Source organism: Streptomyces sp. NPDC002144, from assembly GCF_053593695.1.
In genome coordinates, this window is sequence record NZ_JBSFDB010000028.1 from 54,689 (window position 1) to 75,689 (window position 21,001).

The window sequence follows — 21,001 nt, forward strand, 5'->3', positions numbered from 1 at the left end:
CAGCCCTTGGACAGCACCGGTGGGACAGACCCGGGTGACGGGCCTGTCCCACCAAAGGTAATGCCGATATCAGGCAGTCCGGGAGAACACCGCCACACTGCGCCCCGGAACGACGAACGTGCCCGATTTCCGCTCGTACGACGACGACTTGACGATAAAGTCCGCGCCTGCCGCCTGCACAGGGTGCAGGCGGTAAGAGATTCCTGTCAGGTCCTGGACGCGCTGCTCCTGCCGGGTCGGCGTCGCGTTGAACACGACGACGAGATCACCGAGTTCCATGGTGATCACTCCGGGTGTCTCGTCCTTCCCGGACAGCGGGAAGGACAGCTTCGACTGCACCTGTCCGGCCGTGTCGAGCGAGAACACGCTGTCCGCCGTACGGATCCTCAGCAGGTCGCGGTAGGCGGCCGAGGCGCCCTGGATCTGCTCGCACCCCACCTTCACCGTGCCCAACAGGGGTTTGGCGTAGGGCCACTTGGACTGGTTGTCGGCCGCCATGGGCAGGCCCCGCCCGAAGCCGTTGCCGTCGGCGCAGTTCCAGTGGATCGCGTTGAACCAGTCGCCGCTGTCGAAGGAGTTGCGGTCGAGGGACTTCGAGCGCAGCAGGTCGGAGCCCGCCTGGGACAGGGACGGCCCCTGCGAGAGGGTGGCCGTCGCCATCGCCAGGACCTGCATCCGGGCCCGGTCGGCGGCGGAGGTGCCCGAGGGCAGCTTGTACGTCAGCGCGTCGAACAGGGACTCGTTGTCGTGGGCGTCGGTGTAGGCGAGGGCGTCGCCGGGCGCGTCCGCGTATCCGGCGGGCTGCCCGTTGTAGTCGACCTCGGCGCCGGTGACCTCCTTGCCGTCGGTGTCGGTGAAGCGGTATGTGGCGAGGTTGCCGGACAGACCGACCTTGATCAGGTCCTGGTAGTGCAGCAGACGGGCCTTCTGCTCGGCCGGGGTGCCGTTGGCGGTCGAGGAGTTGGGGTCGCTGTAGAGACCGGAGGCGAAGCCCTGGACGCCGGGGTCGGAGTCGAAGGGGCCGCCGCCGCGGACGGCGTCCCGGGCGCGGTCGGAGAAGGTGGCGATGCCGGTGCCGGCCATGTTCTTCTGGGTGGCCTGCACGAAGCGGGCGTCGTCGGCGACCTCGCCGAAGTTCCAGCCCTCGCCGTACAGGATGATCTTCTTGCCGTCGACGCCGTCCTTCTTGAGGGTGAGCGCGTCGAGGGCCTTCCTGACGGCCAGGACGTTGGCCTTGGGGTGATGGCCCATGAGGTCGAAGCGGAAGCCGTCGACCTTGTACTCCTTGGCCCAGGTGACGATCGAGTCGACGACCAGCTTGCCCATCATGGCGTTCTCGGGCGCGGTGTTGGCGCAGCAGGTGCTGTTGGCGACCGAGCCGTCGGCGAGCAGCCGCTGGTAGTAGCCCGGCACGATCCGGTCGAGCACGCTGGTGTCGGCCTCACCGGCGGCGGAGGTGTGGTTGTAGACGACGTCCATGACGACCCGCAGCCCGTCCTGGTTGAGCGCCTTGACCATCTCGCGGAACTCGACCGTGCGCCCGGTGCCGTCGGGGTCGGTGGCGTACGAGCCCTCCGGGACGGTGAAGTGGTAGGGGTCGTAGCCCCAGTTGTAGGCGTCCTTGGCGGCCGTCTTCCCCACGCAGGCCTGCTGCTGGTCGGAGTCGGCCGGGTAGGAGGCGAGGTCGCAGTCGGGTGTCGCCCGGTCGGCCTTCTTCTCCGGCACGGTGGCGAAGTCGAAGGCGGGCAGCAGATGGACGTAGGACGTGCCGGACCCGGCCAGCTCCCGCAGATGCCTCGATCCGTCGCTGTTCTTGTCGGTGAAGGCGAGGTACGTGCCCTGGTCCCTGGCCGGCACGGTCTTGTCCGCGACGGAGAAGTCCCGGACGTGCAGTTCCTGGATCTGGGCGTCCCGCAGCGGTACGGACTTGGGCTTGGCGAGGCCCGACCAGCCGCTCGGGGCGAGGGACTTGTCGTCCAGGTCGACCACGAGACTGCGCTCGGAGTCCGCGGTGAGGGCGACCGAGTAGGGGTCGGTGACCTTGTTGGTGACGACCTTGCGGACGCTGGGCGCCCACACCTTCACCACGTACCGGTACTCCTTGCCCTTCCAGGAGGCGGGGCCGGTGACGGACCAGACGCCGGTGGAGTCGTCGCGGCGCATCGCCTTGAGGGAGCCGCCCAGCTCCAGTGACACGCTCTGCGCGGTGGGCGCCCAGACGGACAGGGTGGGGCGGCCCTTGGAGAACGTCGGGCCCAGCTCCGCCTTGGTCGCCCCCGGGTACAGGTCGTCGAGCACGCCGGCGATCTGGACGCCTGTCGCCGCCAACACGGCCCCGTTCGCGGCCCGTTGGGAGGCGACGAGCTGCCCTTCGAGGGCCTGGCGCACCCGGCTGCGGTCGCGCGGGTCGACGGACCAGGCCGTGTAGTCCCTCAGATACGGGAACCTGGCCTTCTGCGCGTCGGTGAGGGTCGTCCTCTCCAGCCGCAGCCAGCGCTCGTCGTCGCTCGTGAGCGTTCCGTCCTTCACGGCGATCGAGCCGTCGTGGGAGGACAGCAGCTGGGTGGAGACGGCCGCGTCGGAGCCGTTCCAGGCGACGGTGTCGCGGTCGATCCAGACGGCCTTGGAGGTGGTCAGGTCGAGCGCGGCGGCCGAGCCGGCTGGCTGGGGCAGCAGGTACTTCTCCTGCCCGTTCAGCAGCCACACCTCGTAGCCGTTCGCCTTGAGGTCCAGGGACTGGTCGGCGGGCAGGTCCTTCTCGTCGCCCTTGTGGATGATGTAACTCAGGCTGGTGGCGCCGTCGGTGAGGGGCACCTCGAAGACGGCGCCGTAGGCGTCGGTCCTGACCGGCTTCAGCGGGCTCGACCAGTCGGTGGGGTTGGCGGCGCCGGTCCAGACGTGCAGGCCCCAGCCGTCGTAGTTCCCGTCGGCGCGGTGGTAGTGGATGACCGCCTTGCCCTTGTCCTGCGCCGGGTAGTCGGGCCGGGTGGTCCGCACGGTCTCCTTGCCCTGCTCGATCCACACCTCACCGGTCTTGGTGACGTCGATGGAGCGGTCGGCGGAGACGTCCTTGTCGCCGTTCTTGTCGATGACGAGGAACCCGACGCTCGACGCGCCCGGCTTCAGCTTGACGTAGGCGAAGGCCCCGTAGGCGTCCCGGCCGACGAAGGGGTGGCCGGCGGGCCAGGTCGTGGACTCGCCGTCGGCGAGGTCGCCCCAGGCGTACAGGCCCCAGTTGTCGTAGTCGCCGTCGGTGCGCTTGTAGTGGACGATCGCGTAGTCGCGTGAGGAGGCGGTGGGGACCTCCGGGGCGGGCGGGGTGCCGGTGGTGGACGCGGCCGTGGCGGACGCGGTGTGCCCGGCCGAGTCGATGACGACCGCCTTGTAGCGCAGGGGCGTTCCGGCCGGGACGTCCTTGGCGATGGTCTGGGTGACCTTGTACGGGGCGTGGTCGGCGGAGCCGAGCGTCCGCCAGCCGCCGTCGCCGACCTGGGCGGCGAAGACGACCCGGTTGAGCCCGCCGCCGGTCACGTCGGCGGACAGCTCCACCGTGCCGGTGGCTCCGGCGTCGGGGGCCTTGAGGGTGAGGGTGGGCTTCTCGGCCGGCTCGGCGAGCTTGCCGGCCGCCTTGAGGACGATCGCCGACCCGGCCGGGACGGTGACGGTGACCTGCCGGTCGGCGCCGGAGGTGACGTCGTCCGAAGTGCCGTAGACGCCATGGAACTTCATGCCGGCGGAACCGGTCGCGAAGGTGGCCGACCTCGCCTCGCCGGCGTTGTTCAGGGCGACCACGTACTCCTGGCCGGTCCGGGCGTCGGTGCGCGAGAAGGCGTAGACGCCGGGGCCGTCGGCCGCGTACCGCTCGGTCTGCACTCCGTCGGCGAGGGCCGGGTTGGCCTTGCGCAGCTTGCCGAGGGCGCTGATCTGCCGGTACAGCGGTGCGCTCGTGTCGTAGGAGTCGCTCGCGGCGGTGCGGTCGGTGCCGATCTCGTCGTCGTCGAGGTAGTCGGCGACCTTGGAGGCGAACATGGTCTGGCGGGCGTCCTTGTCGCCGCCGGAGCCGGTGAAGCCCTGTTCGTCGCCGTAGTAGACGACCGGGTTGCCCCGGCTGAGGAACATGACCTCGTTGGCGAGTTCGTCCTTCTTGAGGATCTCGGCGTCCGTGGCCTTCGGGTTGTCCTGCTTCAGGAAGTACCCGATCCGGCCCATGTCGTGGTTGCCGAGGAAGGTGACCTGCTCGTAGGCGTTGGCCTTGTCGGTCGTGTACTTGTAGTCGTCCGCGAAGACGCCCGCGAGTTTCTGCGCGCTGCCGCCCTGGGAGGCGTAGGCGCGGGCCGCGTCCTGGAAGGGGAAGTCCAGGGTGGCGTCGAGGCGGCCCCGGGTGACGTACGGGGAGGTGACCGAGGTGTCGGCGGAGTAGGTCTCGCCGAACATGAAGAAGTCCTTACGGCCGTGCTCGGCCGCGTACTTGTCCAGTGCGGTCGCCCACTGGGTCCAGAACTCCATGTTCACGTTCTTGACGGTGTCGATCCGGAACCCGTCGATGGCGAAGTCCCGCACCCACCGCTCGTAGATCTTCTCCATCCCGCTGACGACCTCGGGCCGCTCGGTCCACAGGTCGTCCAGGCCCGAGAAGTCGCCGTAGGTGGCGGACTCCCCGGCGAAGGTCGAGTCGCCGCGGTTGTGGTACATCGTCGGGTCGTTGAGCCAGGCCGGGACCTTCGACCGGCTGGTGACCGTGGGCGTACGCGGGAACGAGTCACTGGAGACGGCCGGGAACTCCTTCTTCCCGTCCGCGTAGTCGGTGTCGTCGAAGGGCCGTCCGTCCTTGGTCAGATAGGGGAAGGCGCCCTTGGAGAGGTAGTCGTAGGACTTCTCCTCGTAGTCGACGACGTCGGCGGTGTGGTTGGTGATGACGTCGAAGAAGACCTTCATGCCCTTGGCGTGCGCCTTGGAGATCAGGGTCTGAAGGTCCTTGTTGGTGCCGAAGTGGGGGTCGACCTGGGTGAAGTCGGTGATCCAGTAGCCGTGGTAGCCGGCCGAGGCGTTGCTTCCCGTGCCCTGCACCGGCCTGTTCTTGAAGATCGGGGCCATCCAGATGGCGGTGGTGCCCAGGCCCTTGATGTAGTCGAGGCGCCGGGTGAGGCCCTTGAGGTCGCCGCCCTGGTAGAACCCCTTGTCCGTGGGGTCGTAGCCGGTGGACAGGCGTGACCCGGTCAGACCGCCCTTGTCGTTACCGGTGTCACCGTTGGCGAAACGGTCCGGCATGACGAAGTAGAACTGCTCGCGGGTGTCGTCGTGCCGGGCCGGCTCGGCGGCGAGCTTCCTGTCGGAGGGCGGCGGGGGCGGGGTGGCCGCCCGGGCGGCCAGTGGCTGGATCAGGGCGGCGGCAACGGCCACGACGGTGACGGCCGCGACCCGTCTCGCTCTCGGTATCACAGGCGGGAACTCCTTGCGATGACGGCTCTGGTGGGTCCGACCCCGCGCGACCGTATCGCTGCCGAAAGGTTTACAGCAAGAGTCTTGAAACTCATAGCAAGAAGTTTCAACGCCAATCTTGACGTGCCCTTATCAACTGCCCCACTCTCACCACTGGTTGAAACCCAAACACCCCTCATCGGAGCCGCACATGAACAGACACCACCCCCCAGGTGTCTTCCGGCGCACGGCGACTGCCGTGGCCGCCGGCACGCTGGCCCTCGCGGGCGCCATGGCGCTGCCCGCCGCCGACGCGCACGCGGACACCACCGCCAAGGACGACGTCATCGCCAACCTCTGGGAATGGAACTGGGACTCCATCGCCTCCGAGTGCACCCATGTGCTGGGCCCCGCGGGCTACGGCGCGGTGCAGGTGGCGCCCCCCGCGGAGTCCCTCAAGCAGTCCAGCTACTACTGGTGGGACGTCTACCAGCCCTACTCCTACGACCTGAACAGCCGCTTCGGGACGGCGGCGAAGTTCGCGTCGATGGTGAGCACCTGCCACAAGGCCGGCGTCAAGGTCTACACGGACGCGGTGATCAACCACACCGCCGCCCAGACCGGCACCGGCTACAACGGCACGACGATCAGCGGCAAGTACGACACCCCGGCATGGGACCGCGCCGACTACCACGACTCCTCGGACTGCCCCACCTCCGACCTGACCATCCAGGACTACGCGAACCTCACCCAGGTCCAGAACTGCGAACTGCTCGGCCTGCCCGACCTGCGGACCGGCTCCGACCACGTCCGCACCGGCATCGCCGACTACCTCAACTCCCAGCTCGCCCTGGGCGTCGACGGCTTCCGCGTGGACGCGGCCAAGCACATCCCCGAGGCCGACCTGGCGGCGATCGAGTCGAAGCTGACGAACACGACGTCCGGGACGGCGCCGTACGTCTTCCAGGAGGTCTACCCGGGCTCGACCCCGCAGCCGGCGGACTACTACGCCTCCGGTGACGTCCTCGACTTCACCTACGCGAGCAAGCTGAAGTCGGCCTTCCAGGGCAACGTCAGCGACCTGGCGTCGATCGAGAGCAGCGGCATCCTGCCGGCCGCCGGCTCGGTGTCCTTCGTGACCAACCACGACACCGAGCGCAACGGCCTGCACCTGTCCTACAAGGACGGGGACACCTACAAGCTCGCCAACCTCTTCCAGCTGGCCTACAAGTGGTCGACGCCGACCGTGTACGCCAGCTGGGAGTGGACGCAGAGCGACCAGGCCCCGCCGAACGCCTCGGGCTTCGTGACGAACACGGACTGCGCGAGCGGCTCCTGGTACTGCCTGGACCGGGACACCGCGGTGGTCGGCATGGTGGCCTGGCACAACGCGGCCGACAAGGCGGCCGTCTCCAACTGGCAGACCAAGTCCTCCACCGTCATCGGCTTCGGCCGCTCCGGCGCGGGTTTCTTCGCCCTCAACAACGGCTCGTCATCGGCCACTTACACCTTCACCACCGGCATGGCGGACGGCACGTACGCCAACGTGATCGACGGCGGCGCGACCAAGGTGACGGTGTCGGGCGGCAGCGCCTCGATCACCATCCCCGCCAAGAGCGCGGTCGCCTTCTACAACGCCTCCTACACCTGCACGGTGGGCTGCGACGACACCGGCGGCGGCTCCTCCGGCTCCACGGTCGAGGCCACCTTCAACGAGTACGCGCCCACGACGTCCGGCACGAGCGTGTACGTCGTCGGCTCCATCCCGGCGCTCGGCGGCTGGGACACCTCGAAGGCGATCCCACTGTCCTCCTCCGGCTACCCGGTCTGGTCGGGCGAGGTGAGCGTGCCGATCAACACGTCCTTCACCTTCAAGTACCTGAAGAAGGACGGCTCGGGGAACGTCACCTGGGAGTCGAACGCCAACAGGTCCGCCACGACCACGTCCTCGGCGGTCTCCCTGAACAACTCCTGGAACGTGGCGGACACGGACGCCACCGACGTCACCTTCCACGAGACGGCGACGACCGACTGGGGCACCAACGTCTACGTCGTCGGCTCCATCGCCTCCCTCGGCTCCTGGAACACGAGCGACGCGATCCCGTTGTCGTCGGCCTCGTACCCGACGTGGAGCAAGCTGGTGATCGTCCCCAAGAGCACGGCCTTCACGTACAAGTACATCAAGAAGGACGGCTCCGGGAACGTGACCTGGGAGTCCGGCACCAACCGCTCGTTCACGACGGGCAGTTCGTCGGGGTACTCCACGAGCGACACCTGGAAGTGACGGGCAAGGGGTGCGACCGCGCCATCAGTGGTCGCACCCCCTCCGACATCACCAGGGCACCTCCCCCGCGTCCTCGAAGAAGCCGCCGCTCGGGCCGCCGTCGGGCAGGGTGGCGAGCAGGATCGCGATCGAGGCTCCCTGCTGCGGCGTGCGGACGCCATGGAAGCCGTTGAGGTCGGTCGCGCAGTAGCCGGGACAGCCCGCGTTGATCAGGATGTCCGTGTCGCTCAGCTCCTTGGCGTACTGCACGGTCACCGCGTTGAGGAAGGTCTTCGACGGCGCATAGGCGACGGCGATCGGACCCAGGTCGATCCCGGGCGTGGTCTGCCGGGTGAGGGAGCCGACGCTGCTGGACATGTTGACGATCCGCGGCGACGGCGAGCGACGCAGCAGCGGCAGCATCGCGTTGGTGACGCGGATGACGCCGAGCACGTTGGTCTCCACCGCCGCCCGTACCGTCGCCACGTCGACCGTGGTCGGCGACTGCTCCATGCCGCCGGTGATGCCCGCGTTGTTGACCAGCACGTCCAGGCGTCCGGCGCGGTCCTCGACCAGCTTCGCCGCCTCGGCCACGCTCGCGTCGTCGGTCACGTCGAGCGGTACCCCGAACGCGTCCACGCCGGCCGCCCGCAGCTTCGCCACGGCGCTCTCGCGCCGCTCCTCGTCCCGGGCGCCGACCCCGAGCTGCCAGCCCAGGGCACCCAGGCCCGCCGCGATCTCGTATCCAATGCCCTTGTTCGCGCCGGTCACCAGCGCGATCGTCTGTTCGCTCATACCGTCGAGCCTGGTCGAGCCCCATGGGCGCGGGCCAACACCGATCGGGTGGGCGGCGATACCGCCCGGGTATCGATCCAGGTGCGGCCGAGTACGCTGGCGGTGTGGAGACGCGTGAGCTGCGGTACTTCGTCGCCGTCGCGGAGGAGCTGCACTTCGGCAGGGCCGCCGCGCGGCTCGGGATGGCCCAGCCCCCGCTGTCACGGGCGATCGGCCTGCTCGAACGGCGCCTCGGCGCCACGCTTTTGCAGCGGACCAGCCGTGCGGTCACCCTGACCGAGGCCGGTGCGGTGCTGTTGCGGGAGGCCCGGGCGGCGCTGGACGCGGTGGAGGCCGCCGAGCGCCGCACCCGGCGCGCCGCACTCGCGGCGACCGGCCGCCCCGGCGTGGTCCTCGCCACCAAGGCCGGCGCCTCCAGCGAGCTGCTGGCGAAACTGCTCGACGCCTACGCCGCCGAACCCGACGCCGTCGCGGTCGATCTGCTGCTGTGCGGGATCGGCGAGCAGGAGGGCATGCTGCGCGACGGCCGGGCCGACGTGGCGCTGCTGCATCTGCCGTTCGACACCACGTCCGGCTTCGACACCGAGGCGCTCCGCACGGAGGAACAGGTGGTGATCCTGCCGGCCGGACACCCCCTGGCCGCCCGGACCGAGGTACGGACGGCCGAGGTCACCGAGCTGCCCGACCTGCCGCTGCCCCGCTGGCCCGAGCGCGACGGGACGTACCCGGACGGTCCCGGACCACGGGCCCGGGACCACGCCCAGTTGCTCCAGCTGATCGCGCTGGGCCGCACCTGCTGGATCGCGCCGGAGTCGAGCCGGGCCCAGCTGCCGGACGGCCTGGCGGCCGTGCCGGTGGTGGACGCGCCGGCGGTCACGACGGTGATCGCCTGGCCCCCGCACAGCCGCTCCCGAGCCGTCGCCGGCCTGGTCAGAGCCGCGACCCGGCTCTGACCAGCTCTGCATGTGCCATCAGTCCGCCGTGAACCACACCGTCGTGTCCGCCGGCACCTTCGTCTCGCCGTCCGCCTCGGTCACCTCACCGCTGGCCAGCAGGACACGGCCGTACGCCGGAGTGGTCACCGACTCCCCGCCCGTGTTGGCGACGCACACGAACTCCCCGCGCCGGAAGGCGAGTACGCCCTCGGGGGCACGAAGCCACTCCACCGAGTCACCGGCGCCGAGGTCGGGGTGGTCACGGCGGACGGCGAAGGCGGCGCGGTACAGCTCCAGCGTCGAACCCGGCGTCCCCGTCTGCGCCTCCACGCTCAGCTCGCCCCAGCCGGCCGGCTGCGGCAGCCAACTCCCGCCGCCGCCGAAGCCGTACGACGATCCCGTGCGCGTCCACGGGATCGGCACCCGGCAGCCGTCACGGAAGCCGTCCTGGCCGGCGCCCCGGAAGTACGCCGGGTCCTGGCGCACCTCGTCCGGGAGGTCGACGACGTCCGGCAGACCGAGCTCCTCGCCCTGGTAGACGTAGGCCGAGCCGGGCAGCGCGAGCATGAGCAGTGTGGCCGCCCGGGCCCTGCGCAGCCCGAGTTCGCGGTCGCCGGCCAGCCGGATCTGGGTGCCGAGGCCGGGCGGGTTGGCGAAGCGGGTGGCGTGCCGGGTGACGTCGTGGTTCGACAGGACCCAGGTGGCGGGGGCGCCGACGGGACGCATCGCCTCGAGCGTGCGGTCGATGACCTCGCGCAGTTCGCCCGCGTCCCAGGCCGTCGCCAGGTACTGGAAGTTGAAGGCCTGGTGGAGCTCGTCGGAGCGGACGTAGTTGGCGGTGCGCTCGACGGTCGGGGTCCACGCCTCGGCGACGAAGATCCGCTCACCGCTGTACTCGTCGAGGATCAGCCGCCACTGGCGGTAGATCTCGTGCACACCGTCCTGGTCGAAGAACGGCATGACATCGTTGCCCAGCAGTTTGACCTGGTCGTGGGAGCCGAGGTCGGGCAGACCCGCCGCCTTCACGAGGCCGTGGGCCACGTCGATGCGGAAGCCGTCGACGCCCATGTCCAGCCAGAAGCGCAGGATGGAGCGGAACTCGTCGCCGACAGCCGGGTGTTCCCAGTTGAAGTCGGGCTGCTCGGGGGCGAAGAGGTGCAGATACCACTCGCCGGGGGTGCCGTCCGGCTCGGTCACCCGCGTCCAGGCCGGGCCGCCGAAGATCGACTCCCAGTCGTTGGGCGGAAGTTCCCCGTTCACGCCCTTGCCGGGACGGAAGTGGTAGCGGTCACGCAGGGGCGAGCCCGGGCCTTCCCTGAGCGCCCGCTTGAACCACTCGTGCTGGTCGGAGGAGTGGTTGGGCACCAGGTCGACGATGATCCGCAGACCCAGCTCCCGCGCGTCACGGATCAGCGCGTCCGCGTCGAGCAGGTTGCCGAACATGGGGTCGACGGCCCGGTAGTCGGCGACGTCGTAGCCGGCGTCGGCCTGCGGGGAGGCGTAGAAGGGGCTGAGCCACACGGCGTCGACACCCAGATCGCGCAGGTACGGCAGTCGGGAACGTACGCCTTCCAGATCCCCCATGCCGTCACCGTTGCTGTCGGCGAAGCTGCGCGGATAGACCTGATAGATCACCGCGTCCCGCCACCAGTCGCTGCGCTGGGCTTTGGCGGGGTGCGGTGCCGGGGCGATGGCGGTGTGCTGCTGGCTCATGGCGTCCTTGGTACGTAACAGGGTCATGGGGTCAGGTGTGACGAGACGGCCGCGGTGACAGCGGGGTCGGATGGACACCGCGGCCGTCTCGGGTTTCGGGTGCGGCGCCGTCGTGGCTGGTCGCGCAGTTCCCCGCGCCCCTTTCGGGGCGCTGCTGAACCGGCGATTCAGCCCTTCGTTCCGCCTGCCGTGAGGCCGGTCACCAGGTTCTTCTGGACGAGGTAGAAGAACGCGGACACCGGTATCGCGATCAGCACCGCCGTCGCGGCCATCAGGTTGCGCTGGGCGTCGTGCTCGCTGACGAAGGTCTGCAGACCGACCGCGAACGTGTACTTCGTGTCGGACAGCATGAACGTCGACGCGAACGCGACCTCGCCGAAGGCCGTGAGGAAGCTGTAGAAGGCCGCGACCGCCAGGCCCGGCTTGGCGAGCGGCAGGATCAGTCGCGCGAACGTGCCGAAGGGGGTCAGCCCGTCGACGCGTCCGGCCTCGTCGATCTCGAACGGGATGGTGTCGAAGTAGCCCTTGAGCAGCCAGGCGCAGTACGGCACCGCGGTCGAGCAGTAGACCAGGATCAGTCCAAGGTAGCTGTCGATGAGCTCGAGGTCCGAGAGGATCTGGTACATCGGCACCATGAGTACGGCCACCGGGAACATCTGGGTGAGCAGAAGCACCCACATGAACTTCCGGTAGCCCGGAAAGCGCATCCGGGAGACGGCGTACCCGGTGGTGGCCGCGATCAGCACGCCGATGACCGTCGTACCCAGCGAGACGATCAGCGAGCTCTTCAGCCAGTCGAAGAACTCGGTGTGCCGCAGCACGAACGAGTAGTTGGTGAACGTCATCTTCTTCCAGATACCGCCCGGATGGAGGTAGTCGTCCTTGTCCGGGCCGAGCGAGAGGAAGATCAGCCAGACGATCGGGAAGAGCGCGATCAGGCTGGCGACGATCAGGATGCCGTGCGAGGCGAGCTTCCCGGGCAGGCTCTGCTCGCCGCGGCGCCGGAAGCGCCGCCCGGCCGCTGCGGGGCGGGCCTCGCGCACCTCGGCGGAGGTCTCGACGGTGGTCGTACTCATGAAAACTCCTGCCTCAGATCGCGAGCTGCTGCTCATTGCGGTTCAGCCAGCGGCGGTAGAACGAGGTGAAGACGATCAGGATGGCCAGCAGCAGCATGCCGTAGGCGGCGGACTGTGCGAAGTCGCGCGGCTGCTGTCCGAAGCCGAGGTAGTACGCCCAGGTGACGAGGATCTGCGCGTCGGGGGCCGTGTTGCCGAACAGCAGGAAGATCACCGCGAACTGGTTGAAGGTCCAGATGATGCCGAGGAGTACGACGGTGGAGCTGACCGACCTCAGACCCGGAAGAGTGACGAAGCGGAACCGCTGCCAGGCGCTCGCGCCGTCCATCTCGGCGGCCTCGTACAGCGAGGTGTCGATGGACTGCAGGCCGCCGAGCAGCGAGACCATCATGAACGGGACACCGCACCAGGTGTTGACCATGATGGCGGCGAACCGCTGCCAGAAGGTGTCCTCCAGCCAGTCCGGCGTCGGCAGATGGAGCGTGTGCAGGAACGAGTTGATGATCCCGCCGTCCGCGAGCATGAACCGCCAGCCGAAGACGGTGACGAAGGTCGGCACGGCCCAGGGCAGGATCAGGACCAGCCGGTAGAAGGTGCGGCCACGCAGCTTCTGGTCGAGCAGCAGGGCGAGGCCGAGACCGATCGTGTAGTGCAGGGCGACGCACAGGGCCGTCCAGACGATCGTCCAGATGAAGTGCGACCAGAAGCGGTCGTAGGAGGTCGGGCCGAACAGGATGTCCTTGTAGTTGTCGAGCCCGATGAACCTGTACGTGGCGTCGATGTGGTTGACGCCGATCGTGCGCGCGGTGTTGAGGCTGTTGGCGTCGGTGAGCGTCAGATACAGGCCGTACACCAGGGGGTACAGCACGAGGACGCCGAGCACGACGGCCACGGGGGTGATCATCGCGTAGGCGTACCAGTGCTTCTGGTAGCCCCGCTTGAGGCGTTGGACGACGACTGTCATGGTTCTCGGCACCTTCGAGGGGATCAAGGAGTACGGCGCGCAGGCCGGTGGCCGCCGGGTCCCTCCCCCATGTTCAAGGGATCCGGCGGCCACGCGGGGCTTACTTGCTGAAGTCCGGCACCAGCTTGGCGATGGCCAGCTCAGCGTTGCTCAGGCCCTTGTCCAGGGACTCCTTGCCGCCGGCGATCTTCGGCAGCTCGGTGTCCAGCGGACCCCACAGGGAGCTGTACTCCGGCAGCGCGGGGCGCGGCTGGGCGGCGGGCAGCACGGTCTGGAAGCCGGCGATGCCCGGGTCGGCCTTGACCTCGGTGGTGTAGGCGTCGTCACGCGTCGGCAGCGTGGAGTTCTTCAGCGCGATCTCGGTCTGGGACTTCGCGGAGGTCATGAAGTTGACGAACTTCAGGGCCGCCTTCTGGTGCGCGGAGTCCGAACCGGCGTACACCGACAGGTTGTGGCCGCCGGTCGGGGCGCCCGCCTTGCCGCTGGAGCCGGCCGGGACGGTGGCGATGCCGAGGTTGGACTTGTCCTTGAAGGCGCTGCCCTTGTAGAAGTTGGTGATCTCCCACGGGCCCTGGATGATCGCGGCGACCTTGCCGTTGACGAACGCGTCCTGGATGTGGGCGTAGGCGTCGGCGGTGGTGTCCGCCTTGTGCAGGCCCTTGCCGGAGAAGAGGCTCAGCCAGGTGCCGTAGGCCTTCTTCGCGGGGTCCGAGTCGACGGTGATCTTCTTGGCGGAGGCGTCGACGGTGTCGGTGCCCTCGCCGTAGAGGAAGGTCTGCGCGTAGTAGGCCTGGGTGGAGCCCCAGTAGCCGTCGACCTTCGCCTTGTCCTTGACCTTCGCGGCGTCCGCCTTCAGCTCGTCCCAGCTCTTGGGGGCGTCGGTGATGCCGGCCTGCTTGAACAGGGCCTTGTTGTAGACGAGGGCGAGGGTGTCGGTGACCAGCGGGACGCCGTAGGTCTTGCCCTCGTACTGGGCCTGCTTGACCAGGTTGGGCTGGAACTTGCTCTGGTCGGCGAGGGCCTCGGTGCCGTCCAGCGGCAGGAAGTAGCCCTTCTTGGCGAAGGCGGGGGTCCAGCCGACCTCGGAACGCAGCACGTCGGGGGCGCCCTTGGAGCCGGCGGCGGTGTCGAACTTGTTCTGCGCCTGGTCGAAGGGGACGTTGACGTAGTTGACCTTGATGCCCTTGTTGGCGGCCTCGAACTCCTTGACCAGGGCCTTGTAGGTGGGTGCCTCATTGGTGGCGTTGGAGGTGTCCCACCAGGTGATGGTGACCGGACCGTCCGACTTGCCGCTGCCGCTGTCACTTCCGCCGCAGGCCGTCGCCGCGAGGGCGAGGGACGCCACCAGCGCGGTGGCCGCTATGCCACGCCGCATGAGTTCTCCTTGAGGGTGAGCCCGTGTTACTGCCGACTGCGCCGTCGCGGCGGCCGGGCGTCAGGGAACGTAACAGCGATGAAAGCTGCGCGAAAGACCTTGCAGCAAAAAACTGCAAGAGATGCCGGAAGTTACCTCGCCGTGACTCCTCATCAACCCCGACGAGACCCGGCTACAGGCGGATCTGCGGGCCTGAGCGGCCCGGAGCCGGGTTGTGCAAGACTCTGCAAGCTCTTGCCATCCGGCTCCGGCACGGGAATCATCCCCATGCGGGGCAAGGTGCACCGACCAGAACAGAGGGACTGCGATGACGATACGGCCGGTACAGTCCGGTGCCGTGACCACACGGCTTGCCGACATCGCCGCTCAGGCGGGGGTGAGCGAAGCGACCGTCAGCCGCGTCCTCAACGGCAAGCCGGGCGTCGCCGCCACCACCCGCCAGTCCGTCCTCGCCGCACTGGACGTGCTCGGCTACGAGCGTCCGGTACGGCTGCGGCAACGCAGCGAGGGCCTGGTGGGCCTGATCACCCCGGAGCTGGAGAACCCCATCTTCCCGGCCCTGGCCCAGGTGATCGGCCAGGCGCTGACGCGTCAGGGCTACACCCCGGTGCTCGCCACCCAGACCCCCGGCGGCTCCACCGAGGACGAGCTGACGGAGATGCTCGTCGACCGCGGGGTGGCCGGCATCATCTACGTCTCCGGGCTGCACGCCGACACCAACGCCGACATGGAGCGCTACGACCGGCTGCGCGCCCAGGGCGTGCCCTACGTCCTCGTGGACGGCTTCTCGCCGAAGGTGCAGGCCCCGTTCATCTCCCCCGACGACCGCGCGGCGATGACGCTGGCGGTGACCCACCTCGTCTCCCTCGGCCACACCCGCATCGGCCTCGCCCTCGGCCCCAAGCGTTTCGTGCCGGTGCAGCGCAAGATCGAGGGCTTCGTCCGCGCGATGCAGGACCAGCTCGGACTGACCGCGGAAAAGGTGGAGACCGACCTCGTCCAGCACTCGCTCTACACCCTGGAGGGCGGCCAGGCCGCCACCACCGCGCTGATCGCCCGCGACTGCACGGCCATCGTGTGCGCGAGCGACATGATGGCGCTCGGCGCCATCCGCGCGGCCCGCCAGCACGGCCTCGAAGTACCGCGGGACATCTCCGTGGTGGGCTTCGACGACTCCCCGCTGATCGCCTTCACCGACCCGCCCCTGACCACGATCCGCAAGCCGGTGCCGGCGATGGGCCAGGCAGCGGTGCGCACGTTGCTGGAGGAGATCGGCGGTACGCCCGCGCCGCACAGCGAGTTCGTCTTCATGCCGGAACTGGTGGTCCGGGGCTCGACAGCCTCGGCGCCCGGCGACCGGACTCGTCCTTAGGGCGGAGAAATCACCGCTTTCCGCAGTGCGCTGGGAGTAGGCACGCACGTCCGTGTGTTGTAGAACATGCGCCCCGGACCAGACCGGGGGATGATCGGTGACAGAACGCATTTCTGGCAGACTTTGTGCCTATGGGTGACTCGACCGTGACCAGTCTGGAAGACCGTGATCAGACGGCCGTTCCGGACCCCGTCACGGCCCGCGACAAGCCGCGGTTCCTGCGCCGACTGCGCACCCCGCGCAGACCTCGCCTGTGGTTCGAGATCCTGCTCATCGGGGTGAGTTACTACACGTACTCACTCATCCGCAACGCGGTACCGGAGCAGCGAAACGAAGCCCTGCGCAACGCCGACTGGATCTGGAAGACCGAGCACCACCTGGGCATCGCCGTGGAGGAGTCGGTCAACCACGCGGTCAACTCCGTGACTTGGCTGATCGTCGGCATGAACTACTACTACGCCACCCTGCACTTCATCGTCACATTGACCGTCCTGGTATGGCTCTACCGCAGCCACCCGGGCCGCTACGCGGCGGCCCGACTGGTGCTCTTCGCCACCACCGGCGTGGCCCTGGTCGGCTACTACCTCTACCCCCTCGCCCCGCCCCGCCTGATGAACGGCAGCACCTTCATCGACACGGTCACGGCCCACCAGACCTGGGGTTCGATGGCCTCCGGCGACCTCAAGCACATGTCCAACCAGTACGCCGCGATGCCGTCCATGCACATCGGCTGGTCCCTGTGGTGCGGCCTGACGATCTTCGCCCTGGCCAAGCTCCCCTGGGTCCGCATCCTCGGCCTGCTGTACCCGGCGGCCACCCTGATGGTCATCGTCGCCACGGCCAACCACTTCTGGCTCGACGCCGTGGGCGGCATCCTCTGCCTGACCTTCGGCTTCACGGTGGCCCGCCTCTGGTACGGCGCACTGCCGTACTCCCTCCCCCAACTGGTCCCGGTCCCGACCGACACGAAGAGCCGACCGCTACCGACGAGGGTGTGAGCCGACTGCCGCCGACGGGGGTGTGACCACTCGCCCACGGCGGAAAGGGGACGGGGTGGGGGGTGTCCGCCCGCAGTGTCGGGCGTCAAGAAACAGCACCGCATAACCCAGAGCACCGCCCGACCGAGGACGGACACCCCCCGCCCCGGCCCCGACCCACCACCAAACGTAGGCGCTACGCGCGCCCCCACCGAACCCGCACAGGCGCCGCAGGCATCGACGCTCACCCCCGATGCACCACACACCCCCCGGTAACCGTCAGCCGCACCGGCGCCTGGGCCACCTCGTCCGCAGGCGCCTCCACGGGATCAACCCCCAAAGCCGTCAGGTCGGCGCGGTACCCCACCGCGACACGCCCCGCCACCCCCGCCTCCCCCGCCGCCCGCGCCGCATGGCTCGTGCACCCTTCCAGCGCCTCCAGCCCGCTCAGCCCCGCCCGCCCCGACGCCGCCCCCCGCGGCGCCCGCGCGGTCGCCAGCACGGCCCGCACGTCGTACGGCGCGATCGGCCAGTCCGACCCCAACGCGAGCGTGGCGCCCGCATCCCGGAGATCCCGCAGCCGCCACGCAAGAGCGGCCCGCTCACCCCCCAGCCGCCGCGACCACTCGTCCGTACCGTCGGCCCGCGTGTACCCGGTGTGCGGCGGCTGCATCGAGGCAGCGACCCCCAGCTCCGCGAACCGCGGCAGCAACGCGTCCGGCGCCGTCTCGATGTGCTCGATGCGATGGCGGCCGTACGCCGTGGGCCCCAGCCCCGCCATCACACGCAGCACATGCCCCACCGCCGCGTCCCCGATCGCGTGCGTGGCCGTACCCACTCCGGCCCGGTGCAGATGCCGTACGGCGGCCCCGTACGCCTCGGGGTCCGGCCACAACGCCTCCGTGCCCTGCCCGTGGCAGTCCGCGTGCTCCAGCCAGGCGGTACCGCCCTCGACCGTGCCGTCCATGAAGAACTTGACCCCGGCGACCCGCCAGTGCCGCCCGCCGCGCCCCTGCGACGCGACCAGTTCCTCCAGCCCGTCCTCGGACACCCCTGGCATGCACCACGGGGCGAACCGCAGCCTGACCGGCAGCACGGTCTCCCGGGCCACCGACTCGACGAGCTCCGGATCGCCCGCGTCCATGACGTGCGCCCCGGTCAGCCCGGTCGCCGCCATCGCCGACAGAAGCTCCACCAACCGGGAGCGCCGGGCAGCGTAAGACGCCCGGGGCACGACGCCGACCAGGAGATCCATCGCCGCGTGTTCCACGAGATGGCCGGTGGGCCGTCCGGAGGCGTCGCAGACCACCTCCGAGCGCTGGGCGAAGGCCCGGGGCCCCGTCACACCGGCCGCCGCGAGCGCCGCACCGGTCACCAGCGCCGAGTGACCGTCGTACAGACGCAGGAAGGCCGGCGCACCCCCGAGGACGTCCTCGACGAGCGCGCGGTCGACGGGCCGCCCCTCGAACGCGTTGTGGTCGAGGCCGAAGCCCAGGACCCACCCGTCGGTCCGCTCGGCCACGGCGAGGGCCGCCCGCAGCCCCGCCAGGTCCGTCACCCCCGACAGATCGACCCCGGTCGCCATGTCCAGCCCCCACACCGGGTGACTGTGCGCGTCGACCAGCCCGGGCACGAGGTGCGCCCCGTCCAGGGACACGACCTCGCTGCCGGGCCCGCGCCACTCGCGTACGTCCCCCTCGTCACCGACCGCCACGATCACCCCGCCGTGCACGGCGACGGCGGTGGCGTGGGGTCGGCCGGGGTCGAGGGTGCGGACCTTGGCGCCGGTGAGGATCAGGTCGGGGGTGGCCATGAGGTGATGAACTCCTTTGTCAGCCAGGACTATTCAACAACCGCGTCGGGCTCGGCGGGCTCGGCAGCGAAGGCGACGTACACGTGCGCCCGCCGCCGACGCAGCCACCACGCGAGAACCAGCCCCATGACGAACACCGCCGGCGCCGTACCGATCAGGACCGTGTTGACCGTGCTGGAGGCGCCGGTGAACAGGTCGATGTGGGTGATGACGAGCCCTATCGCGGTCGCGAGCAGCACCGCCGCGAGGACCGGCGCGACGACCGTGCGCAGGACGCCCTCCTGGTGGCTGACCCGGCGGAAGTAGCAGGGCACGGCGATCGCGACGAGGAGCTGGAGGACGAACAGGCCGATCATGCCCGGGGTGTTCACCCACAGCAGCAGCTGCTGGTACGGGTCGGCGTGCGCCGCCCAGAAGGCCACGACCACGACCGCGCCGAGGACGGTCTGGACGATCCCGGCGACATACGGAGAGCGGTGCCGGGGGTGGACACGGCCCAGCGCCCTCGGCAGGACGCCCTCCTCGGCGAGCGCGAGGGCGTACCGGTTGATCGCGTTGTGGAAGGCGAGCAGCGAGGCGATGACACTCGTGACGATGAAGACGTGCATCAGGTCGGCCGCCCAGGAACCGACATACGTGGTGATGGCGGAGAAGAACAGCCCGCCGGGGTCCTTGGCGGCCGCCGCGATGACCTGGCCGTTGCCGAAGGCCTGGATGACGATCCAGACCATGAAGGCGTAGAAGAGGCCGAGGAAGGCGATGGCCACGTAGGTGGCGCGCGGGATGGTGCGGTTAGGATCGCGGGCCTCGCGGCGGTAGATGACGGTCGACTCGAAGCCGGTGAACGCGGCGAAGGCGAAGGCCAGGACCACCGCCGTACCGGAGACGAGTACGTGTCCCGGGGCGAAGGAGGCGCCGGACAGGCCGTGCGCACCGCCCTTGACCAGCACTCCGCCGGCCAGCAGCACCAGGATGCCGGTCTCGGCCGCCAGGAGCACGCCCAGCACCTTGGCGCCGAAGTCGATCGAGCGGAAGCCGCCGTAGCCGATGACGAGCAGTCCGGCGAGGGAGATCGGCAGCCAGGGGACGTCGGTGCCGAAGAGGGCGTGCAGGGTGTCCTTGGTGGCGGAGGCGAGGAGGCCGTAGACGCCGATCTCCATGCCGTTGTAGCCGATCAGGGCGAGCAGGGCGGCGCCGATGCCGACGGCGGGGCCGAGGCCGCGGGTGATGTAGGCGTAGAAGGCGCCACCGCTCTTCACGTGCCGGCTCATGGTGGTGAAGCCGACGGCGAAGACGGCGAGCGTGATGCCGGCGATGAGATAGCCGGCGGGGGCGCCGATGCCGCCGAGCAGGATCGCGAGCGGGGCGACGCCTGCCATGACGGTGAGCGGGGCGGCGGCGGACACCACGAAGAACGCGATGTCGGCGGTGCCGAGGGAGCCGGAGCGGAGCGTCGTGGTGCCGGGTGGCGTGCTCTCCGCGGAGGCATCGGGGGTGGTGACGGACATGGGCGAAGCCCTTCGAGCGCGGCGGACGGGGAGGGTTCCGGGCGTGCGGGGTGGCCGGCGTTCCCGGAGCACGTCGTGGTCCGGGCCCGTAAATCTAAAGGCTTTCGGTTTCGGCAATGTAGCCTCCTCCTGGGCATCCGGGAAGACCTCCAGGGGGAACACAGACATGGGACGGCCGCGCACACCGCTCCTCGACCGTGAGCGCATCACCACCACGGCGCTGGAACTCGTGGACGAACAGGGCGACTTCAGCGTGCCGCAGATCGCGAAGCGGCTGGGCGCGCAGACCGGCTCGGTGTATCACCATGTGGACGGCCGGGACGGCATCGTGGAGCTGCTGCGCGAACGGGTCGCCTCCGCGATCGACCCGGGGACGCTGGACGTGACGCCGTGGGACACGGCTCTGGAGGCCTGGGCCCGCTCCTACCGCGCCGCCTTCGCCGCCCACCCGAGGGCGATCCCGATGCTGATGACATCACCCGTACGAGCGCCCCGGGTCCTGGAGCAGTACGAGCGCGCGGTCACCCTTCTGCTGGACGCGGGCTTCGCCGCGGCCGAGGTGATGCCCCTGCTGATCGCCCTGGAGAACCTGATCCTGGGCTCGGCCCTGGACCTGGCGGCACCGGAGACGATGTGGGAGCTGACGGAGGAGGTGCCGACCCCGAAGCTGGCCCAGGCGTTGGCCGCGGTGGGCGAGGGCCGGGCGGACCGGGCGTTCGAGGTGGGGTTGGCCGGCTACCTCAGTCACGCACGGGCACTGCACCGGGCCTACGCCCCGTAAATAACGCAGCC

The 21,001-nt window shown here is 69.5% G+C and carries 13 protein-coding genes; 5 read left to right on the forward strand and 8 right to left on the reverse strand.

Features of this window, described 5'->3' with window-relative positions:
• Positions 1-69: 69 nt before the first annotated feature.
• The gene (gene pulA, locus ACWCQ1_RS34365; RefSeq protein ID WP_451028142.1) at positions 70-5,439 is read right to left on the reverse strand and encodes a pullulanase-type alpha-1,6-glucosidase; all 5,370 of its coding nucleotides are present in this window, start codon (positions 5,437-5,439) and stop codon (positions 70-72) included.
• 190 nt (positions 5,440-5,629) lie between these two features.
• Between pulA and ACWCQ1_RS34370 the strand changes: the two genes are divergently transcribed.
• The gene (locus ACWCQ1_RS34370) at positions 5,630-7,702 is read left to right on the forward strand and encodes a carbohydrate-binding module family 20 domain-containing protein (protein ID WP_451028143.1); all 2,073 of its coding nucleotides are present in this window, start codon (positions 5,630-5,632) and stop codon (positions 7,700-7,702) included.
• A 48-nt stretch (positions 7,703-7,750) separates the two neighbouring features.
• Here ACWCQ1_RS34370 and ACWCQ1_RS34375 read toward each other — a convergent pair whose 3' ends face one another.
• Positions 7,751-8,476 (reverse strand): SDR family oxidoreductase, encoded by a 726-nt coding sequence (locus ACWCQ1_RS34375; protein WP_358607943.1) that lies wholly within the window; start codon positions 8,474-8,476, stop codon positions 7,751-7,753.
• A 104-nt stretch (positions 8,477-8,580) separates the two neighbouring features.
• Here ACWCQ1_RS34375 and ACWCQ1_RS34380 point away from each other — a divergent pair, with 104 nt between their 5' ends.
• A complete protein-coding gene (locus tag ACWCQ1_RS34380) occupies positions 8,581-9,429 on the forward strand; it encodes a LysR family transcriptional regulator (RefSeq protein ID WP_358607940.1) in 849 nt (282 codons plus the stop codon).
• 18 nt (positions 9,430-9,447) lie between these two features.
• Here ACWCQ1_RS34380 and ACWCQ1_RS34385 read toward each other — a convergent pair whose 3' ends face one another.
• The 4 genes from ACWCQ1_RS34385 to ACWCQ1_RS34400 form a co-directional block, all read right to left on the reverse strand.
• Positions 9,448-11,124 carry a glycoside hydrolase family 13 protein gene (locus ACWCQ1_RS34385; protein ID WP_133043100.1) on the reverse strand — a complete coding sequence of 559 codons (1,677 nt, stop codon included), beginning with the start codon at positions 11,122-11,124 and terminating at the stop codon, positions 9,448-9,450.
• Positions 11,125-11,291: 167 nt separating this feature from the next.
• The gene (locus ACWCQ1_RS34390; RefSeq protein WP_208783595.1) at positions 11,292-12,200 is read right to left on the reverse strand and encodes a sugar ABC transporter permease; all 909 of its coding nucleotides are present in this window, start codon (positions 12,198-12,200) and stop codon (positions 11,292-11,294) included.
• 13 nt (positions 12,201-12,213) lie between these two features.
• A complete protein-coding gene (locus ACWCQ1_RS34395; RefSeq protein ID WP_358607937.1) occupies positions 12,214-13,164 on the reverse strand; it encodes a carbohydrate ABC transporter permease in 951 nt (316 codons plus the stop codon).
• A gap of 100 nt (positions 13,165-13,264) precedes the next feature.
• Positions 13,265-14,539 (reverse strand): extracellular solute-binding protein, encoded by a 1,275-nt coding sequence (locus ACWCQ1_RS34400; protein WP_133042986.1) that lies wholly within the window; start codon positions 14,537-14,539, stop codon positions 13,265-13,267.
• Positions 14,540-14,876: 337 nt separating this feature from the next.
• Here ACWCQ1_RS34400 and ACWCQ1_RS34405 point away from each other — a divergent pair, with 337 nt between their 5' ends.
• Positions 14,877-15,911 (forward strand): LacI family DNA-binding transcriptional regulator, encoded by a 1,035-nt coding sequence (locus tag ACWCQ1_RS34405; protein WP_358607933.1) that lies wholly within the window; start codon positions 14,877-14,879, stop codon positions 15,909-15,911.
• Between the two features lie 131 nt (positions 15,912-16,042).
• Complete coding sequence (locus ACWCQ1_RS34410; RefSeq protein WP_451028144.1) at positions 16,043-16,909, forward strand: phosphatase PAP2 family protein; 867 nt, start codon at positions 16,043-16,045, stop codon at positions 16,907-16,909.
• A gap of 223 nt (positions 16,910-17,132) precedes the next feature.
• Here the strand turns inward: ACWCQ1_RS34410 and ACWCQ1_RS34415 are convergent, their stop codons facing one another.
• Both ACWCQ1_RS34415 and ACWCQ1_RS34420 read right to left on the reverse strand, forming a co-directional pair.
• On the reverse strand, positions 17,133-18,701 hold the full coding sequence (locus ACWCQ1_RS34415; RefSeq protein ID WP_451028145.1) for an amidohydrolase: 1,569 nt from the start codon (positions 18,699-18,701) through the stop codon (positions 17,133-17,135).
• A 29-nt stretch (positions 18,702-18,730) separates the two neighbouring features.
• Entirely contained in the window at positions 18,731-20,209 is a 1,479-nt protein-coding gene (locus ACWCQ1_RS34420; protein ID WP_451028146.1) for an APC family permease, read from the reverse strand.
• 166 nt (positions 20,210-20,375) lie between these two features.
• On the opposite strand from ACWCQ1_RS34420, the gene ACWCQ1_RS34425 reads away from it, so the two are divergent.
• Entirely contained in the window at positions 20,376-20,990 is a 615-nt protein-coding gene (locus tag ACWCQ1_RS34425) for a TetR/AcrR family transcriptional regulator (RefSeq protein ID WP_358607922.1), read from the forward strand.
• Positions 20,991-21,001: the final 11 nt, after the last annotated feature.

Excerpts from the sequence above, each read along its gene's own strand:
- ACWCQ1_RS34395 (WP_358607937.1), bottom strand. The coding sequence starts at position 13,164 with ATGACAGTCGTCGTCCAACGCCTCAAGCGGGGCTACCAGAAGCACTGG.
- ACWCQ1_RS34390 (WP_208783595.1), bottom strand. The coding sequence starts at position 12,200 with ATGAGTACGACCACCGTCGAGACCTCCGCCGAGGTGCGCGAGGCCCGC.
- ACWCQ1_RS34385 (WP_133043100.1), bottom strand. The coding sequence starts at position 11,124 with ATGAGCCAGCAGCACACCGCCATCGCCCCGGCACCGCACCCCGCCAAA.
- ACWCQ1_RS34410 (WP_451028144.1), top strand. The coding sequence starts at position 16,043 with ATGGGTGACTCGACCGTGACCAGTCTGGAAGACCGTGATCAGACGGCC.
- ACWCQ1_RS34370 (WP_451028143.1), top strand. The coding sequence starts at position 5,630 with ATGAACAGACACCACCCCCCAGGTGTCTTCCGGCGCACGGCGACTGCC.
- ACWCQ1_RS34415 (WP_451028145.1), bottom strand. The coding sequence starts at position 18,701 with ATGGCCACCCCCGACCTGATCCTCACCGGCGCCAAGGTCCGCACCCTC.
- ACWCQ1_RS34420 (WP_451028146.1), bottom strand. The coding sequence starts at position 20,209 with ATGTCCGTCACCACCCCCGATGCCTCCGCGGAGAGCACGCCACCCGGC.
- ACWCQ1_RS34425 (WP_358607922.1), top strand. The coding sequence starts at position 20,376 with ATGGGACGGCCGCGCACACCGCTCCTCGACCGTGAGCGCATCACCACC.
- ACWCQ1_RS34375 (WP_358607943.1), bottom strand. The coding sequence starts at position 8,476 with ATGAGCGAACAGACGATCGCGCTGGTGACCGGCGCGAACAAGGGCATT.
- ACWCQ1_RS34400 (WP_133042986.1), bottom strand. The coding sequence starts at position 14,539 with ATGCGGCGTGGCATAGCGGCCACCGCGCTGGTGGCGTCCCTCGCCCTC.